Source organism: Shewanella sp. NKUCC01_JLK (assembly GCF_019345615.1).
GTDB lineage: Bacteria > Pseudomonadota > Gammaproteobacteria > Enterobacterales > Shewanellaceae > Shewanella > Shewanella oncorhynchi.
The window spans coordinates 301287-319266 of the sequence record NZ_JAHKRD010000002.1 but is presented as its reverse complement, the minus strand read 5'-3'; the positions used below and the strand labels follow the sequence as shown (position 1 = coordinate 319266).

Sequence of the window (17980 nt, the reverse complement as noted above, 5' to 3'; positions counted from 1 at the left end):
TTTAGGCCACGATTTTTAACATCACTTTTAGTCACTTTTTTAAAGTGTTTATTTACAGTGACGATTTTAACGTCAGTGGCCCTCTTGGATTGTTTTCTCTTATTGTGTAGAAGCTTCTGCAGCTTAGATAAGACTCTCCTGTTTGCATAAGGAATGAAATGGCAAGCTTGATTCGTATTGTGCTGATTGATACGCACCTTCCGGGCGTGGTGGAACTCGCCCTCAATGGTCATACCAACATTTGTGGTACTAACGCCTCGGGTAAAACGACATTACAACGTCTAGTCCCTGTTTTTTATGGTGAATACCCAAGCCGCGTGGTGCCTTCGACCCGCGACAGTTTCGAGCGTTGGTATTTACCACACGATTCAAGCTACATCATTTACGAATATCAAAAGGCCGATGGCTTACTGTACCAAGCTGTGCTGGCCTCAGCGGGTGATGGTAAGGGCGTTAACTATCGTTTTATCGCCAAAGGTTTTGAGCTAAGCGATTATATTAAATCGCAAAATGGCGACACTATTTTGTGCCTTTCGATGAAGGAGTTAGGTATTAAGATGAAGCGCGAGGGAATCGGTGCTTCGAATTTGCTTAATACCCGTGAATATCGCGCCATTATTCAAAACGATCGCACCCTATTAAGCACGGGCAGCAACCGCAGCGAACTGCGCGGTTATGCACGCCAATTTGCCCTGTGTGAGGGCGAGCATTCCCTGCGGCACATCGAAAAACTCGCCAAAGCGGTGCACTCAAAAGAAGGCAAGATGGAGACGGTCAAATCCATGATCGCCGCCATTTTAGAGGAGGATGGGGTTAATCCGCCCAGCTCCCGCTTAAACCCACAGCGCGTTGAGGCGTGGATCCGTGAGAGCCAACTTATCCAAGGCTTTGAAGTCATTCGCCCTGAGTTTGAAAAACTCGAGCAAGAATTTAACCAACTGCTCAGCGCCGAACTGCGTTTATCGAGTCTGTCTCGCGGTTATCGCAACGATGAAACCTTAGAAGCCGATCGCCAAGATATTCAGCAAACCTTATCTAAAGAACTGAATTTAAAGCTAAGATTGCTCGATGATGAATGGAAAGAGCAGCGCGATGAGCTCAATCTCGATTTATCGGCAGCTAAGGGCGATGTGGCAAAGTGCGAGTATGAGCTCGATGCCATTGAAGATCAGCACGCTGCCTTTTTAGATGCCAACATAGAGCAAGCCAAGGCCGATCTTGAGATGCTGCCGAACTGGCGCACCGATGTTGAAAACCTAAGTGAACGCCATAAGCTGCAAACCGAGAAGCACCAAGACATTGAGGCGGCGTACAATGCTCGTCGCAGTAAGATTGGCGAGCAGTTAAACCGCGAGCTTGAAGGTTTGCATGCCGACCAAGACAAGCAGCGTGAAGCCCGCGATAAGCAACGTGAAGTGGCGCGCACCGATATTGACGCCCTAGAGCTGCAATGGCGCAACCAAATGGATGCGGGCAAGGCTAGCTTTAGCGAGCAGGAATACCAATTCAAACTCACTGCCGCCGAGCTTAAATTGCGTGTTGATGGCGTGACTTACACCGAAGAAGAAAAGCTGAGTCTCGCGATTTTCGACGAGCGTATTCACCACGCCGACGAAGAACAAGAAAGCTGCAATGCCAAGGTTGAACGCTTAAGCAGCGATGAACGCAAGCTTAGAGCCAAACGTGACCAAGCCAACGAAGCCTTGCGTATCGCCACCTTAAGGGTGAACGAGCGTCAAACTGCGTTGGATGAACTGCACCATATGCTGTTCCCGCAATCCCACACCCTATTGGAGTTTCTGCGTAAAGAATCCCAAGGCTGGGAGCAAAGTTTAGGGAAAGTGATCGCACCTGAACTACTGCATCGCACTGATTTACATCCAAGCTTAGTGACTGAATCGAGCGAAGCTTTCTTTGGCGTGCATTTAGATCTTAAAGCGATCGATGTGCCTGAATATGCCGCCTCCGAACAAGAGCTGCGTATTCGGTTAAGCAAAGCCGAAGAAGCCCACACTAGTGCCCAAGAAATGCAGGCCGAGGCCGAATCTCAGCTGGTGGCCATTAATGGCGAGTTGGATAATCTCAGTCGTGAGCTGACTTTTGCCCGCACGGCGTACAAAAATAGCCGTGACGATCTGCGTCGCCTATTTGATGAAAAGCGCAGCGAGCAAGAGAAAATCAACAAAGCATTGAGCGAGCGTAAAGCCCATGCGGGACAAAGACTGACTCAACTCGATGGTGAGCTAAAACAGCTTAAACATCAGCACGAACTCTGGCTCGAAGATCAAAAAGAGCAAGCGCTTGAAGCGCGCATGGAAAAGAATGCCTATTGGCAGGAAGTCATCGGCGCGCTCGATAATCAACTCGGCCAAATTAAAGCGACCATTGAAGGGCGCCGTGAAAGTGCCAAAATCGAGCAGAAAGCCTGCGAGACTTGGTACAAAAACGAGCTTAAATCCCGTGGTGTGGATGAGGATAATATCCTCAAACTCAAGCAACAAATTCGTGATTTAGAAACCAAAATCAGCCGCGCCGAACAGCGTCGCAGCGACGTACTGCGCTTCGACGATTGGTATCAACACACTTGGCTTGCGCGCAAACCTAAACTGCAAACTCAGCTTAGCGATGTGAAGCGCGCCGTATCGGAAATCGATCAACAGCTTAAGGCGAAAACTCAGGATGTTAAGGCCCGCCGTCAACAACTCGAAACCGAGCGTAAAGCGTCCGATGCGGCGCAGGTTGAAGCTTCTGAAAACTTAACTAAATTACGTGCCGTGATGCGTAAACTCGCCGAGCTTAAGTTACCGACCAATAACGAAGAAGCCCAAGGCAGCCTAGGCGAGCGTCTGCGCCAAGGTGAGGATTTGCTGCTAAAACGTGATTACCTGATGGGTTCGGTGAAGCAATATGTGGAGCATTTTGACTCAGTGATCGCCAGTAAGTCGGGTTCGGGCCTTGCCGAAACCTGGGAGCGTGCCCGCGAAGAATCGAGCTTTATCAACGATAAAGGTATTCGTCTGCTGGATTACCGTAAGTTAGTGCCACAGCTTGAGCAATTGCTGAACGTGATCGTGCCGCAATCGATTACTGCGCTGCGTGAGCAGGGGCGGATTTTCGGCGTCGACTTAACCGCTTTCTACGATGTGTTAGCCGATATCGACCGCCGCATTGCCTCCCAAAGTGCGCGTATTACCCGCGAAGTGGGCGAAGAGTTATTCCTCGATGGCGTGTCTGAATCGGCTGTGCGTATTCGCTCGCGTATCAGTGAGCTAGAGTTCTGGCCTGAGCTTGAACAGTTCGTCAAAGCCTTTAAACATTGGAAAGCCGATGGTTTTAATGGCTTGCCCGATGAGGATTACACCAACAGCATGCGCCGCGCCTTAGACATTATCGGCCGTGCCGCATTAACGGGGGGAATCTCTAAGTTACTGGAAATCGAGCTGCGCCTCAAAGAAGGTAACAGCGACTTAATTATCCGCACCGACAGACAGCTTAACGAATCCTCAAGTCACGGTATGGCGTATCTGATTTTGTGTAAGTTCTTGTTGGCATTCACGCGCTTGCTGCGTGGACGCGCCGATGTGACCATTCACTGGCCAATTGATGAGTTGGGCACTTTGCACCATACCAACGTGAAGAAGATTTTCGACGCCTGCGAAAACAATAATATTTGTGTGCTGGGCGCCTTCCCGAACCCTGAGTCTGAGGTGCTGAACTTGTTCGCCAACCGTTACATTATCAACAAACAAACTAAGAAGTTACAGGTGGTGAAGCCTAAGGTCAACCCAATTGCAGACATGTTGAATAAGCGTTTGTCGAAGGAGGCCATCTAATGAGTGATGCAACCCAAACCGTATTAGTTGGCACTGGCGCTTTGATTGAGCTGTTACTCAAGGGCGAGTTTATTTGCCGCACCACCAATGAAGAAGGTTGGCGCGCCCTTAAAAATAGCAGCACCCGCGAGCGGGTCGAAGCCTATTTAAACCAGATCAACCGTACCGTGGCGTCTGCCGCCGAAGGTGATGTGTTCTTCTGCGGTTATTTGCAGCTCGGCGATAGCGAACGTAAAGTGATTTCATCGCAGTTTAAAGATATCTGTCAGGCATTGATCCCGCTGGTGGAATGGTTGGTATTAGTGCAGGAGGCCAGTGGCCAAGATGCGCCGCTGAGCGAAGGTGCGCCCGTGCGTTTAACCGAGCTGCAAAGCCGCATCGAAGACACGCCGGCGTTTCGTGAGCAGTTAGCCAAACTCAGCCAATATCGTTTATTTGGCTCGACCAGTACCAACAGCGATGCGCAAATCAAGTTAGTTTTCAAACGCTTAGTCGAACTCGGCTATTTAGTGCGCCCCAATGCGGAGAAGCAAATCTATATCGCCACGGGCAAGCTGGATTATTTGTATGAAGTCATTCGGTTTATCGACGAAACCGAAGGCCTAAGCCTAGAAGCGCAGGCGGAAACGGCGACTCAGCGGGACTTAATCTAATGTTGGCACTGTTAAACCTAGGTAAAAGCTGCGACCAAGGAGGCCATGATGAGCAGTAACTTACATCAGGCGGGTGTGAAACTGCTCAAGCAGTTAGGTCGCCATGCTGACATCATTATGGATACCTATTTGGCGGGCTCTCTTAACGAGGATGCGCACGATCCAAGCGTGGTCGAAAAGCTTAAACAGGCAGGGATTTTATGGCGGCCAGAGCCAGATCAGGAGCTGCGGCTTAAGCGTTCTGTGCGAGCCTTGCTCGAAGAAGGCTTAAGTGACGAGCGCAATCGCCAAATCGACTCTAATGTCGGTTCGGCCTTAGCCACGATTAAAACCTTGGCCGATCATTATAAAGAGGCGCGTCATAGCTCAGACTACAGCGCCGCTGAGGCCTATTTATCCGATTTAAGCGAACATGTTTATAGTTTCGCCGACAGTCTGCGTTATTCGATCCGTGTGCTCTGGGGCCGGATCAATAACGAGTTCGGTTACGTTGGTACGATCAACGCTAAGATCCGCGAAAACGAATTAGCTCAAAGCCAAGTGTCTGAATTGCTTAATGGCTTAGAGATGTTCCAGTTTAGTGAGCTAGGCGAAATCGCTGGCGATATCCGTGAACTGCGCAAACTCTTAGTGACGACTTTGCAGGAAACCATGAGCGACTGCGCCCAGGAACTGAGCGTAGTGCAGGGGCGTTTACTCGAACTCTTAGGTCGCTTCAGACAAATCCGTGGCCGTACCCGTTTGCTCAAGGGCTGGTTGCTCTACACTGATTTGCATCCGGATTATCGGCCTGCGGACCATGTATCCCACAAGGAAATCCCGAGTCTATTCAATCGCGCCGAAATCTTGCTCGCGCCTGCTGCGGTAGATGTGCATAACGCCAGCCAAGAACTGGAGTTGATGGGCATAGTCGCGCACATTAAAGCCATCAGCCGCCATCCTGTGATTGCGGCTGTGCGTGAGCATGATGTGTCCGTTTCTATCACCCAAAGTGAAGACTTCGATGTGCCGGATAATCCACTCAAACAAGCGGTGGATGAGTATTTCGTCGATGTAATTGAGTCTGGCCTGCGTCAATCTGCGCTGGAATATCTGGCTGATAAGGCTTTGCCTTGGGACGCTGAAAGCTGGATTTATCAAGTGATTGGTGGCTACGAAGGTCTGCCCGATGAACACAAAGCTTATTTTGAGCTTGAGCCATTGGGCGAACCGCATCCCATCTATAGCGGCAACTTTATTATTCGCGATGTTGAGTTATGGCTCGCCTAGGCCAGCAACAATTACAACTGTTGGAGAACGCTTTTATTAAGCGTTCTCCCAAGGTTAAGCTCACGGCTAACTGGCGCGCGATTCATCGCGAGTTAGAAGTGGGTGAGTTAGATGAATCCGAAAAGTATCTGTGTTTTGCGCCCAAAGATTTTGAACTGCTAAGGCAAAGCGTGTTGGCGTTAATGGGGCTTGATTTAAGGCAGCTTGATTTTAATGTCGATCGCATCGCGATGTCCGCCAAAAGTCACGATGAAAAGCTCGCTAAGATCCGTCCTGAAGCCGAATACGTTTTGATGAAGTATCTAAGTTTCGAATCTTCACCAACTGGAATTTCAACACGCACATCACTGCGTATTCCTTTGGATGAAGCACAAAAGCATTGCCATGAACTCAATGTCGCAGCCATCCTAGTGGTTGAAAATTTAGATGTATTTGATGTTATCCATCAAGCGCGTTTGCCACAGGATTTAACTCATGTGATGGTTATCTACCGTGGTAGCGGTCATCATTCCCCGATTGGCGTGCGGCATTTTTTGCAAGCGATGGCAGATAAATTGCCGATCATTGCCTTTACCGACTTAGATCCCGCAGGGTTACAAATCGCCCATACCTTAACGGGCGTGACCCACTGCCTTGTGCCACAACTTGTGCTGACAGCACCTGCTGAGTTATTGGCGAGAGCACAAATTAATTCTACTGATGATTTCGACAAGCAAGCGAAACAGGCTAAGTATTTGCAAAATGCCGAGTTAAAGCATTGGCAAAAATTAGCCGTTTGGTTAAATCAACACCGTATTAGTATCAAACAGCAGCACCTGCTGCATCATCGGCTTGAGCTAGTACTACTGGCATACAGTTAACCTTTATCCTTCCCCATCTCTCTGTAAAATTCGATATTAGCAGTTTTAAATGCTAATTAAATTATTTATTCAGTTTTTAAATCTAGTGTTATCCTAATAAAACCCTTGAATCGTGAGTTTTTTGTTTGATTAGTGTTATTATTTTGATTTTAAAATAAAGTGATTAACTGAGTATTTATTATTCAGTTGTTTTTATTTCATTTAAAATCATGTTAATAGAAGTTTTTTGTGATGTGCTTTGCTTAATTTGAAATTAAATAAGTAAATTTATTCATTGAATTTACTGCTAGCATGTTTCACTATCCCCGCCTGAGCCAAAAATGGATTGGCAATTGTGCTCATCATGGAAGATGAATAACAAATAAATGACCTTTCTGGGGAAATCACAAGCATGATGAAATCACTTTCGACGCGGATCTTTATTGGTCTGTTTGCCGGCCTTATTTTCGGCACAATAGTGCAATACTTCTTAAACGATATCGGTTTTTTCTCGGGTAATTTAGTTGAGCTTGCCGGTGGCGTTGGTACTATGTTCGTCAATATGATCATGATGCTGGTTGTGCCACTCGTGTTTGTGAGCATCGTTTGTGGTGTCTGTGAGCTGCAAGATCTCAAAAGTTTTGGCCGCTTGGGCGGTAAGACCTTCGGTTTTTATATCATCAATACTGTCATCGCAATCGCGACAGCATTATTAGTGGCACTGCTACTCGAACCCGGTAAAGGTGTAGATATGAGCAGCACGGATGGCATAGCGATTACAGCAACTGAATTGCCAAGCCTGATGGCGCTGGTGATCGACATAGTCCCACGTAATCCTGTGACGGCTTTTATGTCGGGCAATATGCTACAAGTGATCTTTATGGCCTTGTTGCTTGGCGGTGTGATTAAGTCCCTTGGGGAGCATGTTGCGGGTGCTGTCCAAGGTTTTCAAACCGCCAATAAAATCATGATGAAATTGATTTCTGTGGTGATGAGTCTTGCGCCCTATGGTGTATTTGCCTTGATGTTTAAACTCGGCGCGACCTTAGATGCCGGTGTGTTTATGAGTGTGGTTGAGTATATGGTGCTGATCCTCGTGCTGCTGCTACTGTGGATTTTTGTGGTTTATCCTATGGCAGTGGGGATATTTACTCCTATTTCAGCCAAAACCTTCCGCGAGAAGACCCAAGAGCAAGTGCTGTTTTCACTCTCGACCGCAAGCTCAAATGCGACGATTCCCGTGACCATGCGTACTTTAACGGACAAGTTAGGCGTGAACCGTGCTGTTGCTGGTTTTGGTGTACCGCTGGGTGCAACCATGAACATGGGCGGTGTGGCGATTTATATCACTATTGCGATTTTCTTTGTCGCCAATGCTTTTGGCATGCCTATTACCACTGAGCAATTGCCTTCGCTGTTATTTAGTGTCTTCCTATTATCTGTCGGTGCTGGCGGTGTTCCCGGTGGCGGTATGGTGATGATAGGTGTGTTAATCCATCAAATGGGTTTACCGATAGAAGCCTTTGCCATAGTGGCGGCCTTAGATCGGATTATTGATATGGTGCTGACATCCTGTAACGTGGTTGGTGATACTGCGGTGTTGACCATAGTGGATCAAACCGAGAAAGTGCATCAGCTTGAGTCAGCGAAGAGTTAATGTGCCACTAAGTCGTATTCTATAAAAACAAAAGCCACTGAAAACAGTGGCTTTTGTTTAATATTCTCTATGCTGGTATTGATGCGTTGCTAGGTTCGCATCAACTATGTTAGCCCATTACTTAGTGCGAGTAATTTTATCCAGATAGCCCATGGCAAAGGCTGATAATACAAAGGTGATGTGTATTAACAGATACCACATGATTTTGTCGTTATCGATATTCTTCACATCCATAAAGATTTTCAGTAGGTGAATAGACGAAATCGCCACAATCGACGCCGCCACTTTGTTTTTCAGTGAGCCAGAATCTAATTTACCCAGCCAACTTAGCTTCTCACTGTCTTCGCCCACATCCAGCTGCGAGACAAAATTCTCGTAGCCAGAAAACATCACCATCACAATCAGGCCGCCCACGAGGGTGATATCAATCAAGGACAGGGTCACCAGCACTAAATCCACTTCAGTCATCTCAAAAATGATCGGCAGAATATGGAAGATCTCTTGGAAGAATTTAATGCCTAAGCCCAATAAAACAAAGCTGAGTCCCAAATAAATTGGCGCCATAATCCAGCGCGATGCATACATTAATTTTTCAAATATTTGTTCCATAATCCACTAAACCCTTTATCTAAAATGCGGTAAAAAATCGAGTCACTAATGACTAAAACAGTAACATAATGCACTTTATGCGCGCTATTACCCAATCACAAGGGCGTGAGTTATATGCTGTTATTGTGTTTTTTTTGTAACCTCTGTGGTTATTTAAACCCTATTTGGGTGTTAGTGGCGCCACATCGTTTAATTTGCACTGCCTTTGATATGTCTGATCGTCGCTTTTTTCAACCTAATACCAAGTAAATTCAGCCATGGATGATCATTTTTCTCGGTATTTTAGGGCTTTGATGAAGGAAGTGACATTTGTCATCCTAGATTGCTGACAACTCACACTGCCGTGATGGACATTTTACGCAGATACTTAAGTCATCTAAACAAGGAGGCTTAATCATGCAACATAAATCACTGGACCAACAATTAATCGAATACCGTCAACAACGTGCTTTAGCTATGCCTTTATCCGGCATGATTGTGTGGAGCCTACTGTTTGTATTGAGCTTTGTATTACCTCCTTCGCAGTTGGTGATGGCGGTCTTTATCGGTACTGGTTCTATTATCTACCTTGCCATGGGTATTTCGCGGCTGACGGGCGAGAATATCTCGTTTAAGAAAAGCGCTGAGCGTAATTGGTTTGAGACTGTGTTTCTCGCTGCGATGGGGATGAGTTTTTTAACCTTTAGCATCAGTATTCCCTTTTTTATGGAAAATTATCTGGCTTTGCCTTTCGCCCTTGCGGTGCAAACAGGTTTAATGTGGTTAGTCCACGGTGTTTTAGCTGCGCAAAAGGTGGCCATAGTGCATGCTATAGTGCGCACCTTAGCCTGTGTGGCAGCTTTCATGCTCTGGCCCGAGCTGAGCTTTCAAATTCAGCCTCTAATCGTGGTGTTTTGTTATGGTTTTTCAATTCCTGTGATGCAGCGCCGTTGGAAGATTCAGCAAAATCTGTGTGCTAGCAATTAGTGGGTTATCTTTGGGATATTGTGTAGATTTTGGCTTTGCGGCCTAATGGCCGAGGTGAATCAAAGTCGTGGGGCTTCACACCTGACGCTTAATCAAGAGTCTAACAAGGTGATCTCGCCCTAGATCGATTTGTATGTCTGCCAGCGCACAGAGCTCAAACTGGTGTTATTGCATTATGGTTATTACCCTGCACTTTTTGCAGTGTGAAGGAGCTTATAATGCAAACCATGAAACTTACGTTCGTTACCGCTGGTGTTGTACTCGTTGGTAGTTTGCTGCTTAACGGTTGTGATAGTGGCAATGTGAATACTCAAACAGGTACACCAGACTTAACTGTAACAACCGAGGATGGTACTGGTGATGATATTAAAATTGCCACAGCAGTTAATACTGCGTTGATCGCTGATCAGCAGCTACAAAATTTAGATATTCAGATAGAAACCCGCAAGGGCGATGTCACCATTTCCGGCAATGTAAATAGCCAAGCTCAGAAAGACCAAGCTGAACGGGTTACGGCAGCAACCTCTGGTGTGCACTCGGTAAATAATCGGTTGGAAGTAAAATAGCAATGTCAGTAAAGCCGCCTGTTTGATGTATTCAATTGACAGACGACAAACAGGAGCGGCAGCTCTTATCTGGCTTTAATTCACCGCTTATGCCACAAAATACCAATCCCCGCCAACCATGCTGCGGGGCGTTGGCCTTCTTGATTTATAAAATATGTGAGTCCAGCTATGGCCACTCACGCTGGCCTTGCGGCTGCTGTGGCAGATTTGTGCTTTGGAGTTTGTACCCGTCGTGACTTTCTTTGCGCCACATTTCGCACTTGCTATGTAGCTTTTAGCTTTGTGGCCTTACGGCCTAGAAAGTCCTAGGGCTTCACCCCTGACGTTTAATCAAGAGTCGACCAAGGAGGACTGCTCGTCCTTGTCTTTTTAATTGTTAATTCTACTGATGTAGAACCTTCGATTTTTAGTTCACGTCCATATTGTAGTTGCAGATTTATACGGCCTTACGGCCGAGGTGAATCAAAGTCGTGGGGCTTCACCCCACACCCGACCAAGGAGGACTGCTCGTCCTATCCTCCTTGGATGCTCCATGACGTCTCCAACGGAGTTGAAAACCCCTTGGGCATTTAGCGTCCTTATGCTATCGCGTCAGACGCTCGTCCCTGATTCGACTGACGCTATCTCGGCATCCATGCCTCGATCACGCAACGAACGCAAATGCCCTGCGGCAACTCCGAGGGGAGGTGAACTTCTGTGATCTCGATGTTAGCTGTTAATCCCAAAAGAGTTCTTCCTGAAAGATCATTTCTCACAAATCATTACGTATTGCACTAACAAAGTCTTTATAAGGATTAGTTGGTGATGAGGATTTAATTGCTAAAAAAACAGTACCAAAAGATGATGAAAAATTGTTAACAACTCTCTCTATCTCACTTTTATTTGATAATCTATTTTTTAAGCCGTCACTAAGATTTTTAATTTGGTGAGAGAGTTTCATTATTAAATTTTTCCAATTCGCAACACAGACATCTCTCTTCAAATTATCTTTAAAACCTATTCCATAAGGGGACTTAACATTATTCTCTAAAATTATTTCTATTATTTTACTCATAGCGTGAATAACTAAAAAACCAGAACCACGCTCATTTAGAAAATCATGAATCTCTTTATCAATCGCCTGAGCATTACCTGATTTAATCTTATGTCTTAATTCATCTTTCAGTAAAGATGCTGCTTCAAGCAGAGTATATACAAATGCGATATGTCTAGCTTTTATCGAAGGGTCAAATGCTACTTTATATAAATCATCTTCTTCCCAAATTGCCATTTTTCGATGATAGCTATCAGCAGGATTTCCATGCCAAGCCATTAGGGCTTGAGCTGCTGAATGTGCATCAATTTTAAGTCTGCGATCCGAAGTGGTTCCACCCCTCAAGCCGCCATTATACTCTCCACATTTAACGTTTGAAAATTCCTCACGCAGTCTACTTTGGATTGAATCATTTGCACGAAAATCTGATTGTATTACTTTATTTTGACTATTATTAAATCGAGTTATCGATTCTACCTTTGATTTATCACCACATTTAATAAATCTAACTCCAACATTAATGCTATCCAAATTAACATCACAGCCAATAGAACCTAGAGAACCTGTCGTCTGAGCACCATTTACAATTGAAATACCCTTAATAGATCTTATTAGATTGTGATTATTTTGATCTAATGTAAAATCATGCACCAGTGCAGTTATTCCATTATTAAAAACAAAGAAATCATCAGGTGAACTTCCGGCCGATTCTTGGATGCCAGAATTTATAACTTTGTCATTATCTTTTTTGTTAGCCCCCATGAACCCTCGAACATTTGCACTAAAAAGTTCATTTTTGTCATGTTCTCTGTATAAAGATGCCAACCATTGACCTGAAACGGTAGTAATAAAAGAAGACCAATTACTTTGAGTTAAATTGAACCCTAATCTAGGTTCCGTAAATACAATTTCTTTATCAATTATAATTGCCTGTTTTGAGGAACGATAAAACACGTCGAGAGACTCTAAACCAATTTCACGAACACTTGCTTGAATTTTTAATCCATCTTTTTGATATGGTTCAAGAAGTGCAATTGCTTGAGAGGTCAGAGGTAGCATTTGTGCTTTTATCTGTTCACTTTCCGGGCAGTTATGTAGATACCAAATATGTACCATATTTATATCACCATCTCTCAATGCTGATCTCGCCTCGGATACTTGTGGTAAAATTCCTGCAGGAATATCGCTTTCAGAACAAGTTAATAGGACATTTATTGCATAAGATAAATCTGCACCTTTATTTCCTTTGGCACTTAATTTGAAATTTTGAGCTTCGTAGGCTTGAACCAATACAATAGCCCCTTCTTCTCGGTTAACGAATAACAAATCGGTCTTTGCATCATCACTACCACCAGTCACAGCAGGTGATATGGTATTCAAAATATCTTCAATTCCAAAAAAAAGCTCTAGAGCAAATACTGCACCTTTGTTTTCATTAAAAACCTCTAAGTCAGACCTATTTTTAAGTGCAGACATGAACTGACTATCTTCAAATTTACTATATTTCACAAAGTAACCCTATGCTATTTTTCATAATTATTTTACATATAACACCGTTCCAAAATGGTAGTCAACGACTAGAGTTCAGAATACTAAATTTTTTAAAATCAGTAAGTAACGAAAGATCGGATACGCATAACTTTTATGTATTAAATACTTACCGATAACATCGAATCTGCAAGCTCGGACAGGCACAGGTCTTTCCAGATATACAGCCAAAACAGAAGTGACAGGAGTTCACCTTCCCCTGTGAAGTCGCTGAAGAGCGTTGAAGAAAATTGCGTGAGCGAGGCATGGATTCCGAGTTAGCTTTCGGGGTACAGGATGTACCATCGGAAGCGTTAGCGATTTTCAAATAAGCACGAAGCCACTAATTAATGCATGTAACTTCGCTAGGGGCGTCTTGGAGCATCCAAGGAGGATAGGACGAGCAGTCCTCCTTGGTCGGGTGTGGGGTGAAGCCCCACGATCTTGATTTATCTCGGCCGTAAGGCCGCATAAACTCCAAATGTGAAACCCATCGCTAAGACTTTATAGATCCCTGATTTCGCAATCACAACTCAAAATGTAGCATTCTGCGACAATAAAAAAGCCACTGTGGTCAGTGGCTTTTATCCTAAAAATCAGAATCTAAGCGATTCTACTTAGTCCAGACTTGGTTCTTCGCTGTAATCAATACCATGATAGCTCAGGCAAGTGTCGACTTCGTTGCTGCTGCCTAGGATGACGGCAACACGTTGGTGAATTTGAGTTGGTTGAATATCTAAAATGGTTTCATAACCCGTTGAGGCTTTGCCGCCAGCTTGTTCGACTAAGAAGGCCATTGGGTTGGCTTCGTACATCAAGCGCAGTTTGTACGGTTTTTTAGGATCTTTATTGTCGGTTGGGTAAGTGAAAATACCGCCACGGGATAGCACGCGGTGTACATCGCCGACCATGGCCGCGATCCAGCGCATGTTGAATGATTTCTCGCGTGGGCCAATTTTACCGAGCAGTAAATCGGCAATATAGGTCTGCATTGGCGCTTCCCAAAAACGCTGGTTCGACATATTAATGGCAAATTCGGCGGTGTCTGCGCTAATGCTCATGGCGGCGTTAGTCAGTAAAAACTCATTGGTTTCTGGGTGCAAAGTAAACAGTTGCACGCCTTGGCCTGTGGTTAATGCCAGCATGGTCGATGGACCATAAAGTACATAACCTGCGGCTAATTGTGCGCGGCCAGATTGTAAAAAGCTGGTTTCAGTCAACTCGCCAGCAGAGGCGGGCAGGATAGAGAAAATCGTGCCGACTAACGAGTTGATATCAATATTAGATGAGCCATCAAGTGGATCGAAACACACCAGATATTGACCATTTTGGCTGACTTCAACCACATGATCTTCTTCTTCCGACGCTAAACCGCGCACTGTACCGTCAGCTTTTAATGCATCTTTGAGCATGTCGTTGGTGATGATATCCAGTTTTTTCTGGGTTTCACCTTGGACGTTTTCTTGCTCAGTCGCGCCTAACACGCCTGCAAGCGCACCGTGGCGAACGGCATGGCTAATGGCTTTTGAGGTGTCGGCTAAGGTTAAAATTAGGTGGGAGAGGGAGTCGTTCACTGCCTGTGAGGTCAGGTGCTGGGCCAGAGTCTGCATGTTATGTCCTTTAGAGGTTCAACAATGAGGTCAATTTCGTTATTTGCCGCGAATGATAACTCAGTTAGTCGACAATTTCAGCGATGTTGCTGATGCTTTTAGCGAATATTAGGGCTTTTTGGGATTATTTGGATTGGGCTTGGCGCAAGGGCCTAATTTGTATCGGCATATTGCATGCTCTTTCTATTTATAGGCGGCCTCTGGCACAATGTCGGCTTGTTTTTAATCGCTGACATCTTAGGCGATTATGCTCCCAAGGAATAATAATGATTAAAAATAGGTTAACTTGGTTCCCTGCGTGCTCACTTAAGGTGCGCGCCGTTCCCCTACTGATAGCGAGCCAAATGGCCATGATTTCGACAGCTATGTTTTCAATTACCCCAGCTTTTGCAATGGAAGGCGGCAAACTGCCACTGACGATTGAGCGAATGAATGCCTCGCCCGCATTAGCGGGCACCAGTCCTCGAGGTTTGAAATTGTCACCTGATGGTCAGCGTGTCACTTATCTTGCGGGCCGTAAAGACAATCAAAATTTTTATGATCTCTGGCAGATGGATGTAAAGACGGGCAAATCTAGCCTATTGCTCAATGCCGATAAGTTGGCAAGCAATGAATTATCCGATGAAGAAAAGGCCCGCCGCGAACGCCAACGTATTTATGGTGAAGGCATTATGGAGTACTTCTGGGCCGATGATAGCCAAGCGCTATTAATTCCGGCTGCTGGTAATCTGTATTATTTCTCATTAGTGGATAACAGTGTCAGCCAACTTCCCATTGGCGAAGGGTTTGCCACAGATGCGCGCTTATCGCCCAAGGGACATTTTGTGTCTTTCGTGCGGGATCAAAATCTGTATGTGTTAGATCTGGCGACCAAAAAACTCCAAGCTATGACGAGCGATGGCGGCGGGGCGATTAAAAATGCCATGGCCGAGTTTGTCGCTCAGGAGGAAATGGATCGCATGACAGGTTATTGGTGGGCGCCCGATGAATCGGCCATCGCTTTCACCCGTATTGATGAGTCTGGTGTCGAGCAAGTAACCCGTAACGAAATCTATGCTGACGGTATTAAACTTACTGAGCAGCGCTATCCCTATGCCGGCAAAAACAATGTCGACATCGCCCTCGGTGTGGTCACGTTAAAAGATAAGGTTATCAATTGGGTTAAGCTGCGCGAAGAGAACAGCGAAGACAATAGCAAAGATATTTACCTGCCGCGGGTCGATTGGCTGCCCGATAGCAAACATTTGTCGTTCCAGTGGCAGAGTCGCGATCAACATAAGCTAGATTTGCAACTGGTGGCGTTAGATTCACTGACTAAGCCAAAAACCTTAGTGAAAGAACGCAGTAACGCTTGGGTGAACCTCAATAACGATCTGCACTTTTTAAAACAGCAATCGGCTTTTATTTGGGCATCTGAGCGTGACGGCTTTAATCATCTGTATCTTTTTGACTTAAAAGGCAAACTTAAAACCCAATTGACTCAGGGCGAGTGGGCTGTCGATGTGTTGGAATACATAGATGAAACCGCTGGTTGGGTATATTTCACTGGCCGCAAAGATACGCCAATCGAGAAACAACTTTATCGCGTGCCTTTAGCGGGTGGCAAGGTTGAGCGGGTAAGCAAGCAAGCGGGCATGCACGATCCTGTGTTTGCCGACAATCAAAGTGTGTATCTGGATTATTTCAATAGCTTATCTCAGCCACCGCAGATCAGTTTACACGGTGACAAGGGCCAGCAACTGGCTTGGGTTGAGCAAAATGAAGTCAAGCAAGGCCATCCTTTATATGACTATGCGGGTCTGTGGCAAATCCCTGAATTTGGTGAACTGAAAGCCGAAGATGGCCAAGTGTTACAAACCCGTTTATTCAAACCTGTTCCCTTCGATGCGAGCAAGAAATACCCTGTCGTAGTGCGGGTTTACGGTGGGCCGCACGCACAGTTAGTGACCAACAGTTGGAGCGAGCAGGACTACTTTACCCAGTATCTGGTGCAACAAGGCTATGTGGTGTTCCAGTTGGATAACCGCGGCAGCGCCCACAGGGGCACAAAGTTTGAGCAAGTGATTTACCGTCACTTGGGTGAAGCTGAAGTCAAGGATCAAAAAGTGGGAGTGGACTATTTACGCAGTCTGCCATTTGTCGATGCCGATAATGTGGCAATTTACGGCCACAGTTACGGTGGTTACATGGCCTTGATGAGTCTATTTAAGGCGCCCGATTACTTTAAAGCCGCGATTTCGGGGGCTCCTGTCACCGACTGGCGCTTATATGACACCCATTATACTGAGCGTTATTTAGCTCATCCCGAGGGGAATGAAAAGGGTTATGAAGCCAGCAGTGTGTTCCCTTATGTGAAAAACTATCAAGCGGGTTTGTTGATGTATCACGGCATGGCCGACGATAACGTCTTGTTTGAAAACAGCACTCGGGTTTATAAGGCGTTGCAGGATGAAGGCAAGTTGTTCCAGATGATCGATTATCCAGGATCTAAACATTCGATGCGTGGCGAGAAAGTGCGTAATCACTTATATCGCTCACTGGCAGATTTCCTCGATAGGCAGTTGAAAAACGCCAAATAGCAGGCATAAAAAAACCAGATCCTAGGATCTGGTTTTTTGTGAATTGATTTTTATCAAACCAATCCAGTTTCTAATGCGGGTTGCTTAGCGGGCGATTAGCCTTCTAAGTTACCGCAAAAACGATAGCCTTCACCGTGAATAGTTGCGATGATTTCTGGCGTATCTGGCAAGCTTTCGAAATGCTTACGGATACGACGGATAGTCACGTCTACAGTACGATCGTGCGGCTTAAGTTCACGGCCAGTCATTTTCATCAGTAGATCGGCACGAGTCAAAATTTTGCCTGGGTTTTCAACAAAGTGCAGCATAGCGCGGAACTCGCTACGTGGCAGTTTGTAAGATTCACCCTGTGGGCTCACTAATGAACGGCTGTTGATCTCTAAGCTCCAATCATTGAAGCGGTAGTATTCTACTGAGCTCTTTTCTTCGACTTCAGCGCCAGCGCTGTTGACACGAGTCAGAAGGTTACGAGCACGAATCGTTAATTCACGTGGGTTGAACGGCTTGGTAATATAATCGTCCGCGCCAATTTCAAGTCCAAGAATTTTGTCGACTTCGTTGTCACGACCTGTCAGGAAGATAAGACCGATGTTGTTGATTTCACGTAGTTCACGTGCCAACAATAGACCATTCTTACCTGGCAAGTTAATGTCCATAACGACCAAGTTAATTTTGTTTTCCTGCATAGCCTTATGCATTTCTGCGCCATCATTGGCCTCAGTTACCACATACCCTTCTGCCTCGAAAATACTTCTCAGCGTGTTACGGGTAACGGCTTCATCTTCAACGATCAGAATGTGCGGATTTTGCATATTATTTACCTAAATTTTAATCAGTTT

At 45.5% G+C, this 17980-nt stretch carries 12 protein-coding genes; 8 read left to right on the top strand and 4 right to left on the bottom strand.

Features of this window, described 5'->3' with window-relative positions; translation table 11 throughout:
• Positions 1 to 158 precede the first annotated feature (158 nt).
• The 5 genes from KO537_RS03675 to KO537_RS03655 all read left to right on the top strand — a co-directional run bounded on the left by KO537_RS03675 (position 159) and on the right by KO537_RS03655 (position 8251).
• Entirely contained in the window at positions 159 to 3833 is a 3675-nt protein-coding gene (locus tag KO537_RS03675; protein WP_219233884.1) for an ATP-binding protein, read from the top strand.
• A complete protein-coding gene (locus tag KO537_RS03670; RefSeq protein WP_006080105.1) occupies positions 3833 to 4486 on the top strand; it encodes a hypothetical protein in 654 nt (217 codons plus the stop codon). The genes KO537_RS03675 and KO537_RS03670 overlap by 1 nt, the downstream gene beginning before the upstream one ends.
• 48 nt (positions 4487 to 4534) lie before the next feature.
• Complete coding sequence (locus tag KO537_RS03665) at positions 4535 to 5755, top strand: phosphoenolpyruvate carboxylase (protein ID WP_131525493.1); 1221 nt, start codon at positions 4535 to 4537, stop codon at positions 5753 to 5755.
• Complete coding sequence (locus KO537_RS03660; RefSeq protein ID WP_219233883.1) at positions 5743 to 6615, top strand: Wadjet anti-phage system protein JetD domain-containing protein; 873 nt, start codon at positions 5743 to 5745, stop codon at positions 6613 to 6615. Before KO537_RS03665 ends, KO537_RS03660 begins: the two co-directional genes overlap by 13 nt.
• 391 nt (positions 6616 to 7006) lie before the next feature.
• Positions 7007 to 8251 (top strand): dicarboxylate/amino acid:cation symporter, encoded by a 1245-nt coding sequence (locus KO537_RS03655; protein ID WP_219233882.1) that lies wholly within the window; start codon positions 7007 to 7009, stop codon positions 8249 to 8251.
• A 117-nt stretch (positions 8252 to 8368) separates the two neighbouring features.
• Here the strand turns inward: KO537_RS03655 and KO537_RS03650 are convergent, their stop codons facing one another.
• On the bottom strand, positions 8369 to 8860 hold the full coding sequence (locus tag KO537_RS03650; RefSeq protein ID WP_105250244.1) for a TIGR00645 family protein: 492 nt from the start codon (positions 8858 to 8860) through the stop codon (positions 8369 to 8371).
• A 396-nt stretch (positions 8861 to 9256) separates the two neighbouring features.
• Here KO537_RS03650 and KO537_RS03645 point away from each other — a divergent pair, with 396 nt between their 5' ends.
• Positions 9257 to 9826 carry a hypothetical protein gene (locus KO537_RS03645; RefSeq protein ID WP_131525496.1) on the top strand — a complete coding sequence of 190 codons (570 nt, stop codon included), beginning with the start codon at positions 9257 to 9259 and terminating at the stop codon, positions 9824 to 9826.
• Between the two features lie 218 nt (positions 9827 to 10044).
• Entirely contained in the window at positions 10045 to 10392 is a 348-nt protein-coding gene (locus KO537_RS03640) for a BON domain-containing protein (protein ID WP_105250242.1), read from the top strand.
• 751 nt (positions 10393 to 11143) lie between these two features.
• Here the strand turns inward: KO537_RS03640 and KO537_RS23105 are convergent.
• The gene (locus tag KO537_RS23105) at positions 11144 to 12934 is read right to left on the bottom strand and encodes an AIPR family protein (RefSeq protein WP_219233881.1); all 1791 of its coding nucleotides are present in this window, start codon (positions 12932 to 12934) and stop codon (positions 11144 to 11146) included.
• Between the two features lie 635 nt (positions 12935 to 13569).
• The gene (locus tag KO537_RS03630) at positions 13570 to 14562 is read right to left on the bottom strand and encodes a class 1 fructose-bisphosphatase (RefSeq protein ID WP_219233880.1); all 993 of its coding nucleotides are present in this window, start codon (positions 14560 to 14562) and stop codon (positions 13570 to 13572) included.
• A gap of 266 nt (positions 14563 to 14828) precedes the next feature.
• On the opposite strand from KO537_RS03630, the gene KO537_RS03625 reads away from it, so the two are divergent.
• Complete coding sequence (locus KO537_RS03625; protein ID WP_219233879.1) at positions 14829 to 17141, top strand: S9 family peptidase; 2313 nt, start codon at positions 14829 to 14831, stop codon at positions 17139 to 17141.
• A gap of 95 nt (positions 17142 to 17236) precedes the next feature.
• On the opposite strand, the gene arcA is transcribed toward KO537_RS03625, so the two are convergent.
• Positions 17237 to 17953: a two-component system response regulator ArcA gene (arcA, locus tag KO537_RS03620; RefSeq protein ID WP_006080127.1), complete on the bottom strand. Its 717-nt coding sequence runs from the start codon at positions 17951 to 17953 to the stop codon at positions 17237 to 17239.
• Positions 17954 to 17980 lie beyond the last annotated feature (27 nt).